Origin of the sequence: Proteiniphilum propionicum (assembly GCF_022267555.1) — a bacterium.
Lineage (GTDB): Bacteria > Bacteroidota > Bacteroidia > Bacteroidales > Dysgonomonadaceae > Proteiniphilum > Proteiniphilum propionicum.
In genome coordinates this window covers 3,639,402-3,656,942 of record NZ_CP073586.1, presented here as the reverse complement: position 1 = coordinate 3,656,942, position 17,541 = coordinate 3,639,402, and the positions used below count along the sequence as shown (strand labels likewise).

Here is a 17,541-nt window from a genome sequence, read left to right as displayed (position 1 = left end):
TAAAGAATTATTTCCGCTTGACAACAACAAATGCCACAATATCAAAATCGCTTTGTGAGGTAACCCCTTCGGCATTGAGCGAAACTAACTCTGTAGAGAAAAACGAAGCAGCACCTACCTCTTGCGATTTACCGATGACACTCTCAATGGCTAACTGAAAAGCGGACGAATAGGCTTTCATATTGGCATAGTTCTTTGTCTCTTTTTTTAGGTTTTGCGCCAACTCTGCCAGTACTTCCGTTTTGCCCTGACACAGTTTTTTCAGATAATCCAAACAACGTTTTCCCTGCATATAGCCCAAAACAGGTTCTCCACCTTCGCCCATATAAACCAAATAATAAGGAGCCAACAGGCTTTGCCCTTTTTGTTGTACAGAGCTACGCATACAGAAAATAGTTCCGGGAGGTATCTCTTCATCGTCTGTTTCAACTACGGCATGAATCCCCAAAGGAATATTCTGCAAATCGACAAGGTAGTTTTTCTCGTATTCCATAATGTCCATCCGGAAATCGTTCATGTTGGTATCCGTAATGGTTATTCCACCTTGGATATCTTCCAAATCGAGTACTGTACTTTGGAGTTGCTCCAGTTGCTTGCGACGATATTCCAAATCGGTCATTTCGTCGTTTTCATTCATCTCTATCAGGTTCTCCTCGCCCGTAGCAGAAATATCGAGTAAGACCATTTTGCCTTTTACCCGGCTCTCAAGGTTAATATACTCGTTCAACTCCATATTCGGCCAGAAGTTGACCAACTGGATTTGCTCGTTTTTTGAACCTAAGCGGTCGATACGCCCGAATCGTTGAATGATACGCACCGGGTTCCAGTGGATGTCGTAATTGACCAGGAGGTCGCAGTCTTGCAGATTTTGCCCCTCCGAAATACAATCGGTGGCAATGAGCAGGTCAATTTCCCCTTTTGCATGGGGAAATGTTTTGTGGCGTTCTTTGGAAAAAGGCGAGAAGTGCGTAAGCAACTCGTTCATCTCTTTCCGTTCAATACCGGGAAAGTTCGTTTTGTTTGTTCCGCTTCCTTTGATTAAAGCGGCGTACAATCCGTATTCTTTTAATATCCACTCCGACAATTCTTTATAAAGGTAAGTAGCGGTATCCGCAAAAGCCGTGAATACAATCACTTTTTTGTTATTGTCGTTAAGCGGGTTTTCTATTTTGTGGGCAATGACCTCTTTCAGGCGAGTCAGTTTTTCGTCACGAGTAGTGGATATGGTAGCAGCACTTTCCATGAGTTTGGTTAACGTATCCCGATCGTACTCCAACTCCTGCCGCCATTTTACCAAATCGATATCCTGTAGCAATACTTTTACCTTGTTGCCAATCAGGTAGTCGCTTTCATCATCCTCGATATCAATGTTGTCAATCGTGACAGAGCTGTCGGAAAGCTCCGTAATGTGTTCTATCTTATACAGATTGTCATTGACCTGCTCCAGCAACGCTTTTATACTCAGATAAAACGAATAGATGGAACTTTCCATCCGTTTCAGGTAGTTCACCCGCATCAAGTCCACCAAGTTCTTTTCACGGTCGGATTGCTTAAATACACTTCCGGTACTTAATTGATAGTCGTATTTAGCGGCATACTCTGCCTTTTTCTCTTCTTTGAGAGAAGATATAGGCGAGAAATTTGCCAAATTCAGCTTGCGAATAGCATTGTTGATATTACGTAACGAAGGAAACAGTTGTTCACTGTCGATATCGGTTTTTTCGTTTATCGGTCTCAGACGGGTCGGAAACCTTCCCACATCCGCCGAATCGTAATATTTCACGATATGCTTGCGTGAACGGGCGATAGTAAGCATGTCCAATAGTTTAAAATAACGATTATCCAACCGGTCGAACAACTCGTTTATATTCCGATCCGAATATTTTGCCCAATCGGAAAACTGCCGCTGCGCCAGCTTCATTACGTTGGATATATTATCTATGCCCTCTTCTTCGAACACGCTGTCGTCGCCTTCCGTGATAAACGATATTTGGTTTTTGAGATCATTCATCCGGTTGTTCACCGGTGTCGCCGAAAGCATCAACAGTTTTGTTTTTACACCCTTTTTGATGACTTCATTCATCATTCGGGCATAACGAGTCATTTCGCCTTTAGAGGGATAGCTGTTTCTGAAGTTATGCGATTCGTCTATTACGACCAAATCATAATTTGACCAATTAATTGTCGCCAAGTCAATATCGCCCGATTTACCCCGCACACGAGTTAAATCGGTATGGCTAAGCACATCGTAATTGAAACGGTCGTTAATCAGAATGTTGCGCTTGTCGTTTTGCGTATAAACTGTCCAGTTGTCACGCAGCTTCTTGGGGCAAAGTACCAACACACGGTCATTTCGCAATTCGTAATATTTGATAACGGCAAGTGCTTCGAATGTTTTTCCGAGCCCCACACTATCGGCAATAATACAACCGCCATATTTTTCAATTTTCTCGATAGCCCCCATTACACCATCTTTTTGGAACTTGTAAAGTTTATTCCAAATTTCTTTATCTTTAAATCCGGTTCTTGATTTAAAAATCTTATCGTCGGCAAAATCAACAATGGAATAATGAAAAAGATGATGCAAAATCATGTAATACACAGCATCGGGAGAGTAGTCCTTAAACCCTTTTTTTAACTCATCCAAAGCCAGTTTTGTAATCTCTTTGGACATGGAAGTATCCGACCATATTCCGTCAAACATTTGTTTGTATTGCGCCACCTCTTCTTTTTTGTTGTGAAGAATATGTAGCTGTGGTTTCTCCGAGTTGATAAAACCCAATGAATCTGCACAGAAGTCTGCCATACCGGGATTGATTACACAGCTATCGTGCTCATTTTGGATAAATATTAACTTAAATCCGAATGAATTAGGAACTCTCAAAGCACGAATACGACTTCTTTCAAGTATGTGGGTACATTCTTCTGCTGCATATCGTAGTAAGAGTTGCCTTTTCAGTCCTCCCTCTTCGGCGGTTCCCCAAAAAGTATTATCCAAGGCAATGGATACCCCTTGAGGATTTTTTGTTTGCGGGTTTGATAAAAGCAGGATTTTTAATCCTTTTGTGTGTTTCATTTTTTCCCGCAAAAGATAAAAGGCATAGATGCTAAACATTCCGGTACTGACAGACACCGAAGTGTTTGAATCTAACCGTTTAGCTATCTCATGCTCAACTGTTCGGCCCTGTTTGTTATCTAATATTTCCATACGCTTGGTTGCTTGCTACTTTTTAGTTGTATGAAGTAACTCTCGAACATCCACATCCAAAGCTTCTGCAATCTGACGAAAAACGTCAATAGAGGGCTGAGCCTTATTGGAACACCATCTTGAAACAGTTGCTTCATTCTTTCCTATTGCTTCGGCAAGCCAGCGATTTGTTCTATCGTTCTCAGCTAAAACAACCTTAATTCTATTGATTACTTTCTTATCGGTCATATTATGATTATTTTCATCAAATATTTGACGCTATTAATCGCAAATATACGGTTTTCCTTTAAACTAAACACAGAAAAAAGACAATAATTTCAATCATAAAATAACGAATCAGAGGTGCAAGGTGCAAGTAATATCTATATAGATATCTTGCACCTTGCACCAAACTTAAAACATTGTGATTCAAAATAGTTGTTGATTTGAAAATAAGTTGTAACTTTGAACTTGAATTTTATGACGACAGATTAGTGTCAATAGCAGCCAAAATTGCCAAAAGTAAAGCAGAAGAAGACGCTAACCTAATTTGTACCCCCCATAAAGGTCTTTGAAATAATAAAACACTGAATATTAGCAGTCTGACAAATTTAATTCAAAATTAGTCTGACTGCCAAAATAGGAAGTTTGGAAATACAGTGGTGGAAGCACTTAAATACAGTTAGTTAGGAGTTCCTAACCTAAACTGTACCCCCTAAGAAAAAATGAGGGAGTAAGATGCTGAAAGAAAGCAGATTATCTTACAAAGGTGGCTTTCCCGTCCATACCGCAATAAAGGGTGTAAATCAAGTGGTTATAAGATTTACACCCTTTTTTACACCCAGAAATGAGGATATTAAGATATATTATTTTGATTATAGATGAAAGTATATAAATGGTGTATTAGAATAGACAGAGATAAAATTCCATTTTTCGATAACATCATTTTTATCAATATCAAAAATACTTTTCAATCCTACAGTATCGTATGTGATGAAAAGAGAGTACGGTAAAGACAAATCTCTGTTTTTATTTCTAATGACTTTTGCTAAAACCTCTTTATCGGGTAAACTATGTTTGTTCTCGCCATTACTACTAATAATGTATTTGCTACATTTTATCATATCAAAGAAAGAAGAGCTATTATTTCCTTTACTTGCATGATGAGATAAAATAACATAGTCGCACACCAAGGGGCGATTAACAGAGTATCCTTTTTGAGTTAATGACTCAATTACAACAGATGGATGGGAATCTGCTAACCACATTATCTTTTTACCTTGATATTCGACTAATACAGAGACACTACTCTTATTCTCTAAAGACTTATCTTCATTAAATCTATCCAAATTAAATTCTTCTATGTTTTTGTTATAATCATTTTGGGCTATCGCTTTGGCTGAACTTATTTCTTCAATCTCGTTGGTTTGAAAGGGAATTTCAGTTTTGTATTTATCTCTTAATTCTGTAATAATGGAGGAGGTCGGTGAAAGAATATGAATTTTCATTCCAAAACGATCCACAGTTCCTAAATCTGTCGTAATATCCTTTTTAGGTAACTTATTGTTTAGTCTTAGAAAATTGTATAATTTATCACCTTGACTAATACTCATAGCAGAAGATACAGCCTCTTGTCTTTTATCATAAACAACAGCCTCTTGTCGAGGTGGATTATAAAACCATTCTCTTGTAATATCCTCTATTTCTTTATCCTCAACAGATTTGATGTATTTCATTACTCCGCCTATATGGTCATCGTGAATATGAGAAATAATCCACAAATCAATGCATTCTCCTGCTTGAATTAAATCATTAATTACTTGTCGTAAGACTTTGCGATAAGTTCGTTCATAACCAGAATCTAAAAATATATTATGTGGCTTTTCATCATCGCCGATAAAACGAATTCGAATGGCATCACCGCATTCTGCTTGGTAACAAAACAATTCCATAACTAATCTCTACTATACATTTTCAATTCGCCCATTAACTTACCATTATCCAAATAATACACCCCACAAGGAACTGCAAAGTAAGAATCTTGTCTTTGGTTCATATCAAAAGACATTTTCTCTCCGAGTAGTGTCCAAATTATATCTAAATCATTTTCTTCTAAAAATCGAATTAAATCTCTTTTTCGTATGAGGACACTTCTTGGTTTACTGTTAATAACAACAATTTCATTATCACTATTTTTTAATGTTCCATCTATTGGAGCATATTGAAGCTTCATCCCTTCAAAAATATATTTACAAGGTATATTGTAGGACTGATTTGCGCCCGACTTGTCTCCTTCTATGCCTCCATTCGCAGATTCGGTGGCAACTATAACCTTATATTTAGTATCTTGAATGGTTTCCCATATTTTTTTGTTATGCTTGTAAACATCCAGATAGGCTGGTGACCAAAATTTTTCACGGTTAATCAAATTTGACTCATTATCTCTATTACGGGGTAACCAATCACCCCAAAAGTTTTTAGTTTTAAGATATTTGATTATTTTTTGTTTGTCTGATTTCCTGACTAATAAACCTTGTATAGAATACCAAATTTGTTTTCTTCTGCCATAATAAAGGTCAACTCCAATTTTTTTCGGTTCTCGCCACTCAATAGAATGTTGTAATTGTAGCCATTCTTCATTGATGTTTTTCTTTTCTATTACTTTTCTTGGAGATATTAAGTCTTCCGTTGTTCGAATCCACTTGGCGTCAGGATAGTTCCAATGAGAGTATTCGTCATCACTCCACCATTCTTTATCAATTTGCTTAATTAGATTTTCTTCATCTTTTTTATCATTATCATTGTCTTTTGTTATGTACGCAGGGTCAATATTACGTACATACAACTGCCAAGCTCCCTTATATAATTGATACATGTCATTAAAAGACCAGATTTCTCGTACTTTGAAATTATCAGCAATTATTGCCAAAATTTGATGAAAGGCTATCCATTGATATTTTTTCCCTATCCGTTCTATTTTATACTCGCGTTGATAATAATGATCTGCGACCATTCTATCATGTTCTCCATGTATTTTCGGATTGTATCCGTATTTTTCAAATATCCATTCAATAGCAAGATTGCTTAGTAAGTCTACATTCAGTTTTATAGGTAATTTAAAATGTGAAATGGCACTTTGAAAAACATACCGACCAAAATCGCCATATCCACCAGTACCACGTCCATACTCAGTTGTCATTGAGTGTAGGATAGCTGTAATTCCCCAATTGTCCTTTTCCCAATGTCCACTATCTTCTTTTGGTTTATACTTTTCATCAAGTTGTTCATTGGAAAGAGGTTTATAGTCACATTGAGAATTATATGGCGGACGAATCAGTTCAATATCAACATCTAACCCCACCTCTTTATAAATTCCATATTCAATTGCATTTCTTGCATAATCTCTAACCAAAAGATGTGCAGGTGGATTGCCATCCTTAAAAATCACATCATAAATATATTGAGCTATTGCTCTTATTGATTCAATTTTTTCAGTTCTCAGAATACAGCCATAAGCCACAGAATATAATCTGTCTAATATATATAAATCGTCAATGTTTTCAAATGCAGTCAATGTTTTTATTAAAGTTTCTGGTTGCTGTTCCAATAAATTTACCAATGCTTTCGTTGTTTTATCTCGGAGTGCAATATCAGTGCTAGATAATACCCAAGCCAAAGTTTGAGCAACCAGTCGAGCAGTTTCAGGATCTACATTATAAGAAATATTGGGTGACCAAGCCCAATCGATTAATCGTTGCAATGGGAATGCTATTTTTTGATCATCATAACCACTATACCATCTAATGTGTTTCTGCCAAAAGCCATCTCGTTCAGACATTGAATGTCTTAATAATATTCTATGTAGTCTATCTCCATTAAAAGGATGATTGGCGATTGAAGCCAGTTCTGTTAATTTATACCACCATTGGTCATGATCTATTCTACCTTTTTTATTTAACCAAACAGTAATTTTCTTATCATTTATGCTGTTTAATTCTCTCCAGTTCAAGCTGTCTAACAGAATATGTGTAAATGTCTCATAGGTTTGTGCTTCCAACCATTCTTTATTCCTTTTATCAGTATTTTTATCGAAAAAGAAGTTTATCAGTTCAAATAGTTCTAAATCATATTTTTCAGGAAGTAAAACAGCCAATGCTTCAATGATACCCCTATTCGACCATTGATAATTATCTGCGATTTTTTGTAACTGTTGATCACTTTCAAAAGCCTTTATAACCTCTTCTCTTTTTGAGTAAGGTTTTAACAGCTCTTCTACCATAAAGAAATCACCAAGCCGTTGATATGAAAAAAATACAATTTCCTCCGTGCTATCCCTATTATATTTACGTTTCATCTTTACCAACACACTTTCTTCAATTAAATCTGAAAACAGAGATGGAAATTTAGGAAATTCAGAATTAAAGAACTCAACAGCTTCTGCTATATTTAAACTGTGATATTCAGTATTAAATAATTTAATAGCAAGTTTTTCAATAGCTTTTGAAACAATATCTTGATATTTGTATTCGGGTCTTTTCTTTTCGAATTTTTGATTCAAAGATTGTTTGTATAAACTATATATTATATTAATACCATTAAATCCTTTTGGGAAACTTTTCTCAGGCAAATCTTTGACAGCCTCACATATAGTGAGTAAAAATAAAGGATTGGTAAATTCAGGGTTTAGAATAGGAAAGTTAGGAAGTCTCAACTTATAATGTGTGCAAAATAACTTTAGTGCTTCATATTCATTTCCTTTAAATCCTTCGTGTGTAATAACAGTGATGGTCTGATTTGAATTGAAGCTATCTGGAATAATATCGTTAAAATACGTACTTCTTATTGTTAAAACCAAACCCACAGCAGGATATTTAGCCACAGTATCCACAAATCCTGCAATTTGATTTTCCCATAAATCTTTTCCCACTCCTTCATTTATTGCATCAATAAGTATCAATACTCTTGAGTTTATTTGTAATCCTATACTGTTCAAATTTTCAAGAAATTCTTTAAAAGAGCAGGCTAAATCCAATTTGTTAAGAATATTCTTTTCAATAGTTGTGTTTTTAAATGTTGTCCCTAATAACAGAATTGTTGGTAAATTTAGCTCTTTTCTTCGTGTAGCAATATCACCTAACAAATGAGATTTTCCACAGCCGGCTTCACCTTGAATAATTAATGTTGGATGATTGGCTAAATCGATATTTAGTTCATCGATTTCTTCAATAAATTTCCTATTTGCATCTTGAATTTCCCGCAATCTGCTTAATTCCGAATCGAACGATTTTTTCGGCTTATCTTTTTCTCTCCTTTGTCCAATATCAAAATCAAATACTTCATGCCATTTTTCTGATATTTTAACGTTGAAATCCTCAACCTTTTTAACTAATGGTAAAAGTGATATTTCATTTTCAAGCGAATGACTACGAAAATCAATCAACCATTCTTTTATTTCTTGTCTAAGAGTATCTAATTCTAATTCAAGTTTTTTTAAAAGTTCATTGTCGCTTAATTTCTTATATCCTTTTTCTGTCAACCATTTATCTGTTTTTTTTATTACACTCTGATGAAAAATAGTATCCTTGGATACACTATTAAAAAATCGAGCAATTGGCAACTTAAAATTCAATTTTTCATTGAATCTAGGACCTAGATTTTTTATTTCTCGTTCTACTTGATTAGCAAAAAACAAAATGTTTAGTCCATTTTCTCCCAAGTAAGAATAATTTATTAAAGACAAAAAGTTCTTTATTAAAAGATTGTTTACACTATCTATGTATTGACAATAAATCACCCTTCCATTTTCTTCTTCTCTGAAACGAGTGAAAATTCCGTACAAATAAATTTCATCGTTTGCTTCTAAGAATATTCCTGCACCAGAGAAGCCTTCCACATTAGTCGCAGTATAATCAGCATTCATTTGAAGTTGGAAACGGTTTGATTGTATCATTTCTTGCAACCATGTAGCATAAACAGCAACAAGTTCTTTCCCTTTCGTCGCTTGTGGAAATCCTTTTGTAACAAAAAAATCAAATGATTTACGTTCTTTAATTATTGGTATTTTCGGAATTGAGGAGTTTATAGCATCTATATTTTCTTTATCTACTATGAGTATTGCAACATCTTCCAATTTGTTTATGGAAATAAGATTTTCGTTAATATTTTCAACGATAATAGATTTGTATTTTTTTTCTTGTGGGCAGTAAACATCCACACAAACGTTATCTAACATTTTTTGAAAATTATCTCCATCTTCAAACAAACAATGCGCTGCCGTCAGAATATAGACTTTATCATCCAAGATATCTTCATAATATATGACTCCTGTACCAATAGAAATTTCACTTGAATCATTGATTCTTAGGCGGACTGTTACTTCTGAAATTAAATTGCTATTAATGTTGTTCATGTTTTTATTTTCTGCTATTAAACTCTTTTGCTAATTTACAATATTTTGTGCTTTCAAATAGAACAACCTTGTTAAAACGCAAAGATATGAAATATTATAGTGAAAAAACTCAAAAATTCATTTTATACTTTCCTATCTCATCTCAATACTCATTACATGTCAAGCAGTTATGAGACTTACTTCTTTTTTTACACCCAGATAAATAAAGCTCTTTATTCAGTCACTCCCAAAAATTTACTCATCTTTTCAATACATCTTTTCTTTTGATAAAGATTAGGATGTACATAAAGGTTTAATGTTGTAGCGACATTGGCATGTCCCAATATGACACTAACTGTTTTATAGTCGCATTGACTTTCAATACATCTGGTAGCAAATGTATGACGGAGACCGTGAAAAACAATTGGAGGAATACCAATACGTTTCAAAAGCCGCGAAAAATAATCTCGATAAGCGCGTGGTTCTGTAGAGGTCGGTGAGTTTCCTACAACAAATAACGAAGGAGAAACTTTTTTTACTATTTTCAAAGATTTAAGAAGTTGTTTAGAAATAGGAATTTCCCGAGAGGATTTTTTTGTTTTGGGCGTTGACAGGATTTTCTCCGTTGATTTCAATTCGCAGTTATATATTCTCCCTATTGTGTGATTGACCGTAATTATCTTCTGAACGAAGTCGACATCTTCCCATTTTAAGGCACAAATTTCACCTATCCGCATGCCAGTACAAAGAGCCAAAAGTATACCAATATTCTGTGGTGTAGGTTCTTCTATTAAGTAGTGCATCAATATTCTTTGGTGACTCAGTCTCAATGTAGGCAGACGATAAACGCCAACATCTGTAGGATATTCCAGTTGCCATTCTTCAAAATGGAAAATTTTATGTCTACCGCCATACTTAACGACAGATTTCAATACGGCTACTATGTCTCTTACCGTTTTTTTTGCTAAACCAGAGGAAAACTTTTCAAAGACAAATTGCTGCACGTCATCTTCTGATATTACGGTCATTGCTCCAAAATGTGGGAGTAAATGAGTTTGAAGCGTAAGCATATAAGCACACATTGTGGAATGCTTTACTATCGGACGTTTAGCCTCACACCATATTAGGGAGACTTCTTGAAATGATTTTTGCATATACATATTTTAAAAATTATTATCATATAACGCTCCTAAAATATGTACTTCAGCTAAATCTTATCTATTACCCTTAGCTCGATTGTGCGTTTTGCACAACATTTCGCAGTTTTCAATGGACGTACTTCCACCTTTACTCCACGCTGTTACATGATCTGCGTCCATTTCCGATATTTTATAAATGCGCGTCTTATTTGCATTATCTCCTGAGGCACAAAGAGGACAATTAGAAAGTGTATTTTTCGTTGCCATCTCTGTTTGTCTATTGTACACAATCTTCTTTGTTGACTCTTCAAATATACGGATATCAAGCAGATTTTTATTTTTTTCTCCTCCTAATATATATTCGTAGATATTTCGAGGGCATTTGATATATTCATCAGATTGCAAAACACGCACTCTTTCGGTAATATGATCTACGCTATATGGTGTATTGTGATAGGTTTCATAGAATCGTCCCCATTCCAGTCCGCACATATTGCTTTCTACCATTGAAAAAGTAGTAGATACCCAATCGATTACCGAGCGAAAGTATTTCTCCATCTCATCAATAGTACTATCATGACGATGTTGACTCATGTAAGCGTCAACACTCATCTGCTTACTATCGCATACCCATTTCAGTGCGATAGCAAGATAATCTTGTCGCTTCACATCACCCTTGACGTAGTGACTCCATTTCTGTATTTCAGTATTTTGCGAATTGCTGAATACACGTTTGGCTGCATTTACAAATTCGCCTGAATAGATAGCATTCAGTAATTCTTGTTCATTAAGAGGAACACCTACAATATTGATAGTCTTGAACCATTCCTTGATTTCCTTTTCCTCGCCTTCACATTCGTAGATAAGCAATGGCGATTTCAGTATTCGTCGTTGTAATTCTTCAGATAAGCCGGAAAAATATTGAACATTATCATTCGTATCTTTTATGGCAAACTTTCCTGTAACAAATCTTCCAAACGATGTGATACGTTGTTGTCCATCAAGCACTTCATAACGTCCATCACTCGTACGATTAAAATATATAAGTCCGATAGGATAACCTTTCAATAAAGAATCAATTACGGCAACATCTCGTTTCCCATCATTATAAATATAATGGCGTTGATATTCTGGCTGTATAGTGAGCTTTCCATCAAGACCAAATAACCCCTTACCCTCCAGCTCATTATAGGTAAATCCTTTGCAGATATCTGCAATTGTCCATTCGGTATGTAATTTTGTTTTCATTGCTATATGTTATTTTTAAGTTGAAATCTTAGGGAACGAGTATGACTTAAATATTGATAAGGGACGTGGTTACATTAAGGGTCGTAGAATGTACAGCAGGGTGTTTATCCGTAGGTTGAAATCTTAGGGATAACAAAAACATGGTTTGGGGGAGCCTCTAAAACTTACCCTGAACAAGTTCAGATAGACCGACATCTGAAAGAATCTAAAGTAACCAAACTTAATGATGGAGCTGCTTTGTTGCATTCTGAAGTGCCTCTGAATGAAACATATTATATTGTTAATGGGTGTTATTACACACAAGTCTATGCAAGGATTCTTATTAGACATATCAAATTATAATTTTCGAATGAGCAAACGAGCATACATCGGAATATATTTACCATCTCTTCTGATAACACTTCGAGCATTTAAGTCATTGTATTTCAAACTGTCATACACCGTATATCGTTTTGTCCGTAAACAAGATGTGTTTTGTCTGTCAGTTATCCCTAAGATTTCAAATTGCTCCGGGCAATATTTGTCTAAGAATGAAATAGGAACGCCCATAACACCTTCGTAGTCAGATGGAATTGCATCCGTAAAAGGGACTTCTATTGCATCATAATTATCATAATGCTCATAAGAAATTTTTCCTCGTATTTCCTTATGCTTGGAAAAACGAAGATTATCTTCCATGGTCATTAAACTAAGAGGTTGATGGCGACGACCGTGATCTATGTTGGTGAGCCAAATACAATTTCTGAATTTTACAAGGTTTGTATCTTCATTATATACCCCTACTGCATATTCAGATTGTATTGCAGGGCGGAAGTAAGCATTTCCGCCAGGGAATGGAACGCCTAACCATACTTTGTTATACATAATCAAAGGGAAAACTTCTTTATATGTGATACAATTCATATTTCCAATAATAATGAACCTTTTATCTGCTTCTATAATCCATGCTAAAAATTCACGGAAAAGAGAAAAAGGAGGATTAGTAATAATTATATCAGCTTCGTCACGCAAGCGAGTTACCTCTTCGCTTCTAAAATCGCCATTACCTTCAAGGTATTCCCACTCCAAGTCATTAATGTCTATTTTTCCATTGTTATTTATATTGTGCGTAAGTGTGAAAATTTTTCCGCAAACTGCTGTTTTGTCAGCACTGAATCTTGGATTTTCTGTTTCAAAGAGAGTGGGTTGCCAATTTGTTTTATAATTCTTGCTCTCTTGAGCATAACTGGTACTGATGAGTTTCTTTAGTCCTAGTTCTTCAAACTTTGCAGCAAAATATTTTGTAAAATTACTCCACTCCGGATCATCGCAAGGTAATAAAACAGTTTTGCCCTTAAATACATCGGGGTCATATTCAAGGTAAGCATTCATTTCAACTTCTATATCATGAAACTGCGTGTAGAACTCATCATTTTTAGCAGCCTTAGCTTCTTTCAAGTTTTCATTTGCCATAACTATTTTACTTTAATCCTTTGCAGAAATACTGAAAAGATAATACTACAGTGCCCTATTCGGATTATTACTTATCTTGACAGCGACTACAAAGTTATAAAATTATGGTTAATAAATTATTAATTAAAAGATTGATATCATATTTTCCTCCCCCTTCCAATATTTTTCTCCGTCCAATCAATCCCCACACTCTGTTGAAACTCCCGAAATTTCAACCGAAACCATTCGATAATATCTACGCCGTCAATGGCAAGGCGTAATTTCCCCGGTTTATTCGGTTCTGGTTGCATTTGTGCTACTGAATGTTCGGTAGAAAACTTGCGTTTGTATTCGGCAGAATATAAACTTCCCTTAAAACCAACTTTATCACCGGTTAAAATTCTTCGGGTCAGATCTTCTGAAAAACCTACAGCTCTACACATCCTTTCAATTCAATAGAAAGCAATTCCCGAAGATTGGGAAACAAACTGTAAATTTTCTTTAACTCGGCACGGAGTTTATCCGTTATTTTTTCGTGTTCTTTCTGGGCGATTTGCAACTCGGTTTTGAGTGAACGATTTTCATCTTTCAATAAATCGTTTTCTGATTGCAATTCTTCGATTTCAGCTTGTTGCTGTTTTACTTTTGAGCCACCGAAAAGAGAATTTACACCATCCATCAAATTTGCACCCATTTCGGCTTTGGCATTTTTGAATTTCTCTTTGCTTACTTCGGATTTGACTTTTGAGAGTTCCTTTTCGGTATTTTTCTGTTTTTCAAGTAAATTGTCAATATTTTCCTTCAACCCATCATTTTTTGCAAATAACTCTCGATAATACTGCGAAGTGCTGATGTGTCTTGCTTTTGAACCTTCAATTCCTCGCTGTAACCCATATTTAGACATAGCAAGGGCATACGTATCCTGATACTCTTTGAGTTTGATGCGTGTCATCACATCATCGGCAGAAAGTCGCGGAGCATTGAGATTTTTCTTGCGATATTGCTTCTTTACCTGTTCTTCCGATTTCTTTTTCCGTCTTTCAGTAGTAACTATCGGCACTAATGTGGCGTGAATGTGCGGTGTGCTTTCATCCAGATGCAAAACGGGAGAAACGATATTTTCCTTACCGTAAGTTTCTACTAACCAATGTAAGTTATCATCACACCATTCGTTTAATTTTCCATCAGCCTGGATGCGTTGCATTTCTTCGGGACTTCCCGTGAGCAGAATGCGGATTGCCCGGACTTGATTTTTGCCAATTTTTCGTTGCAGTCCGGCATTTTCTAAGCGATGCTGAATAGCTTCGGTACGGTTGCGAACACTATCGGGAAATTTTATCAATTCACGATTAAGATGCGTGCGTTCCGGGTCAGCATTTTTGGGCGCGATGGTGCGCTCGATGTGTGCCGACATAGCGGAATCCGTTCCGCTTGTTTTGTCCATATGTAATACGGCGTAGCCCATAAAAACGAGTTTATAATTTAAGTGAGTTTGAGCGAACTTGGGGTGTCCAGAGGGGTTTTCCCCTTTGGCTTATTGGGGGATTTTTAGCGAATGTGGAACGAAGCGTTCAGAAAATCCCCTAATAAGCTACGGCATTTTCTGAAGGAAATGTCCCACTCGTCGTGAACCGTCTCATTAGCGTTTGAAACGCTTGCCGATTTTCGGCTTATCAAATTCCACTTCGTTGGTTGTTTTCTTCTGAAATTGCGGAAGTTTTTTTCCACACAAATAATCGTTCACGTCCTTATATTCAGCGTATCGTTGTGAAATATCCATGACTGGCAAATTCCATTTTTGCAGTTTTTTCAATGCCTGTCGTCCGGCTTCATCATTATCCAAAAACGCGTTGATTTTGCTGTGTTTTGAGAGAAGAGGAACGGCTTTTTCGAGGTTATTTACTGAGTTGAGAACGACGGCGGAAATATCGGCTTGCCCTGCTTGCAAAGTAAGCAGGCTGAGATAATCCATAAACCCTTCGAAAAGATGAACGGTTTGTGTTTTCTTATCGAACGTGGTAATTTCTTTGGGCGGAAGACAACCTTTGAAATAGGAATTTAGGGTTTCAAATCCGCCTTTGTCATTGGGAAAAGCTACGGCAAAATACGGCTTCCCATTCAGCGTATAATGAACTTCTTTGAAGTATTGTCGTGCCAATTCTATTGGGATTTTACGAATATGAAGCATTTCTATCAGTGCCGGATGGTTCAACGGCTTGATTTCAACATTGCTTATTCCTTCCGAAAACTCTTGCTGACGAAAAGAAAAAGAGGATTGTTGAATTTTGGGATATGAAACGGCTTGTTCAATGGCTCGCAACGCTTCGGAAACGCTATTGGTTTGATGCAGTTTCATCGCCAAATCGATGAGGTTGCCTTTTTCTCCGCTTCCGAAATCGTGCCATTGGTTAATGTCGCGGTTTACTTTAAACGAAGGCTCATTCTCGTTTCTGAAAGGCGATTTATACCAAAGGTTTTGTCCCCGTTCTTTGATGGGTTTGATTCCGATACGGGACAAATAGTCTTCGATTCGGATTTGTTTGGCTTGTTCTGAATTCATTGTTGTAAGGTTTTTTTATTGTGGATATTTTTTCTTTTCGTCAGCGAAAAGTCTTTATATCGGTTCAGTACGGTACAGGAATATAATACCTGAACCGTACCGAACTGAATTTCCCATCGGTTCGGTATGGGTCACCACCATAGGCACCCGACTTGAACCGAACCGATTTTTTAGTAGTGAAATTTTGGATTAAAAACATACTGCTTGTTGTTATCTTGGACAATCATCCGTTTGTTTTTTAGAAATATAAGTAGCTTTTTGGCTTTGCCGATACCATAAGTTACGCCAACGATTTTGGCGTAACTGTTTCGCAAGACTTCTATCATTTCGCTATAGCCAAAACCGTTTTCATTATTCTCAAAAGCAAGTTCCAATGATTGACGGTGTCCGCTTTCAGATAACTCGGTGTAATCGAAACTATTTCGTCGCAATGAAACTTCGGGCTGATAGTCGGTGTCTAACTTTGGAATATTGATATTGTCCGGTTCGTCGGAAATGCGGAAAGCAAATTTCTCAAAGGGTTTAGAACGGATAAAGGATGCTGAAACAATGCTTCGGTCTTCGTCCGTGGGGTCTTTGGTTACTTGTAGAACGGTTTAGGCTTTGTTGTTGAGTTCCGTGCCAATATGTCCGCGACTATTGTCGTCGCCTTTGTTCAGGTGCAACACGGTTTGGATATGGATTTCCCGTTCGCTTGTCCACTGCATCAAGTCGCCGATGAGCGTGGTGGCTTGCGTGGCGTTGTTGATGTCTAACATTAAATCTCGGATGCCGTCAATGATTACCAATCTTACTCCTTCTATGCTGTAAATAGCTTTTCGGATTATTTCGCACCGAAAGGCAGGATTGGCAATTTTCCGAAGGTGGCTGAATATCAGATTTTCGGGCTGTCGGTCGAGCGGAAGTCCGGCAAGTTTGAGGATGCGTTGCAACACTTTTTTGCAATGAAACGAACTTTGTTCGGTATCGAAATAGAGTATTTTTCGCTTCCCTTCCGGTAATGACGCACGGTATTCGAGAACTTGTCCGTTGATAAGTGCAGATGCAACGATTGCTGAGACATTAAAGGTTTTCTTTGCTTTGGCTTTTCCTGTGGATGCGCTGAAATTGCCCAGCGTGCCGACAATGGCGTCGTCCACTTGCAGGATGATAGGCGGAAGCTTGAACTCGTCGGTTACACGAACGAGCGACTTTTGCCACAGTGCGTCCAGGTCGATTTTGTTGTTTCGTATTTCCATCGCTACTTCCTCCCGCCTGTTTTTCGTCCGGCTAATTCGAGCGCGAGCTCTGCATCCACGATAATTTTTCGTCCGATTTGCGTGATGGCTCGGTCAATTTTTCCGCTTTTCTTGATGCGGTGCGCCGTGGGCATACTGCATCCAAAGAGCTTGGCAATACCCGCAATACCATACACGTAGCGTTTTTCGCTTCCGTCGTGAGCAAGTGTCGATGTTGTTTGATTGTTGGTTTTTCCGCTGTTGTTTTTTTGCAGATACAAAAATTCTTCGCCTGTCATTTGCCACAACGGTTTTTGTTTGAGTTCATTTAAATCCATTATTTTTTTCCTTTCATTGTTCAAATTTTACAA

The 17,541-nt window shown here is 36.8% G+C and carries 9 protein-coding genes and 2 pseudogenes; all 11 read right to left on the bottom strand.

Annotated features, from left to right (window positions below):
• Nucleotides 1-7: 7 nt before the first annotated feature.
• The 11 genes and pseudogenes from KDN43_RS15195 to KDN43_RS15145 all read right to left on the bottom strand — a co-directional run bounded on the left by KDN43_RS15195 (nucleotide 8) and on the right by KDN43_RS15145 (nucleotide 17,508).
• Nucleotides 8-3,208, bottom strand: a complete 3,201-nt coding sequence (locus KDN43_RS15195; protein WP_238867448.1) for a helicase-related protein — start codon at nucleotides 3,206-3,208, stop codon at nucleotides 8-10.
• 15 nt (nucleotides 3,209-3,223) lie between these two features.
• Nucleotides 3,224-3,436, bottom strand: coding sequence for a helix-turn-helix transcriptional regulator (locus KDN43_RS15190; RefSeq protein WP_068184896.1), 213 nt, complete (start codon nucleotides 3,434-3,436; stop codon nucleotides 3,224-3,226).
• 626 nt (nucleotides 3,437-4,062) lie between these two features.
• On the bottom strand, nucleotides 4,063-5,139 hold the full coding sequence (locus tag KDN43_RS15185; protein ID WP_238867447.1) for an MBL fold metallo-hydrolase: 1,077 nt from the start codon (nucleotides 5,137-5,139) through the stop codon (nucleotides 4,063-4,065).
• A gap of 2 nt (nucleotides 5,140-5,141) precedes the next feature.
• The gene (locus tag KDN43_RS15180; RefSeq protein ID WP_238867446.1) at nucleotides 5,142-9,596 is read right to left on the bottom strand and encodes an NACHT domain-containing protein; all 4,455 of its coding nucleotides are present in this window, start codon (nucleotides 9,594-9,596) and stop codon (nucleotides 5,142-5,144) included.
• A gap of 212 nt (nucleotides 9,597-9,808) precedes the next feature.
• Nucleotides 9,809-10,735: a site-specific integrase gene (locus tag KDN43_RS15175; protein ID WP_238867445.1), complete on the bottom strand. Its 927-nt coding sequence runs from the start codon at nucleotides 10,733-10,735 to the stop codon at nucleotides 9,809-9,811.
• A 54-nt stretch (nucleotides 10,736-10,789) separates the two neighbouring features.
• Complete coding sequence (locus KDN43_RS15170) at nucleotides 10,790-11,962, bottom strand: HNH endonuclease family protein (protein WP_238867444.1); 1,173 nt, start codon at nucleotides 11,960-11,962, stop codon at nucleotides 10,790-10,792.
• A gap of 336 nt (nucleotides 11,963-12,298) precedes the next feature.
• Nucleotides 12,299-13,414: an adenine-specific methyltransferase EcoRI family protein gene (locus KDN43_RS15165; protein WP_238867443.1), complete on the bottom strand. Its 1,116-nt coding sequence runs from the start codon at nucleotides 13,412-13,414 to the stop codon at nucleotides 12,299-12,301.
• A 137-nt stretch (nucleotides 13,415-13,551) separates the two neighbouring features.
• Nucleotides 13,552-14,858, bottom strand: a pseudogene (mobV, locus tag KDN43_RS15160) (MobV family relaxase).
• Between the two features lie 174 nt (nucleotides 14,859-15,032).
• Nucleotides 15,033-15,953 carry a toprim domain-containing protein gene (locus KDN43_RS15155; RefSeq protein ID WP_238867442.1) on the bottom strand — a complete coding sequence of 307 codons (921 nt, stop codon included), beginning with the start codon at nucleotides 15,951-15,953 and terminating at the stop codon, nucleotides 15,033-15,035.
• Nucleotides 15,954-16,123: 170 nt separating this feature from the next.
• Nucleotides 16,124-17,191: pseudogene (locus tag KDN43_RS15150) on the bottom strand (AAA family ATPase).
• A 2-nt stretch (nucleotides 17,192-17,193) separates the two neighbouring features.
• The gene (locus KDN43_RS15145) at nucleotides 17,194-17,508 is read right to left on the bottom strand and encodes a DUF3853 family protein (RefSeq protein ID WP_238867441.1); all 315 of its coding nucleotides are present in this window, start codon (nucleotides 17,506-17,508) and stop codon (nucleotides 17,194-17,196) included.
• Between the last annotated feature and the right edge of the window lie 33 nt (nucleotides 17,509-17,541).

Coding starts and splice junctions, on each gene's coding strand:
- KDN43_RS15195 (WP_238867448.1), bottom strand. CDS start 3,208: ATGGAAATATTAGATAACAAACAGGGCCGAACAGTTGAGCATGAGATA.
- KDN43_RS15190 (WP_068184896.1), bottom strand. CDS start 3,436: ATGACCGATAAGAAAGTAATCAATAGAATTAAGGTTGTTTTAGCTGAG.
- KDN43_RS15185 (WP_238867447.1), bottom strand. CDS start 5,139: ATGGAATTGTTTTGTTACCAAGCAGAATGCGGTGATGCCATTCGAATT.
- KDN43_RS15180 (WP_238867446.1), bottom strand. CDS start 9,596: ATGAACAACATTAATAGCAATTTAATTTCAGAAGTAACAGTCCGCCTA.
- KDN43_RS15175 (WP_238867445.1), bottom strand. CDS start 10,735: ATGTATATGCAAAAATCATTTCAAGAAGTCTCCCTAATATGGTGTGAG.
- KDN43_RS15170 (WP_238867444.1), bottom strand. CDS start 11,962: ATGAAAACAAAATTACATACCGAATGGACAATTGCAGATATCTGCAAA.
- KDN43_RS15165 (WP_238867443.1), bottom strand. CDS start 13,414: ATGGCAAATGAAAACTTGAAAGAAGCTAAGGCTGCTAAAAATGATGAG.
- KDN43_RS15155 (WP_238867442.1), bottom strand. CDS start 15,953: ATGAATTCAGAACAAGCCAAACAAATCCGAATCGAAGACTATTTGTCC.
- KDN43_RS15145 (WP_238867441.1), bottom strand. CDS start 17,508: ATGGATTTAAATGAACTCAAACAAAAACCGTTGTGGCAAATGACAGGC.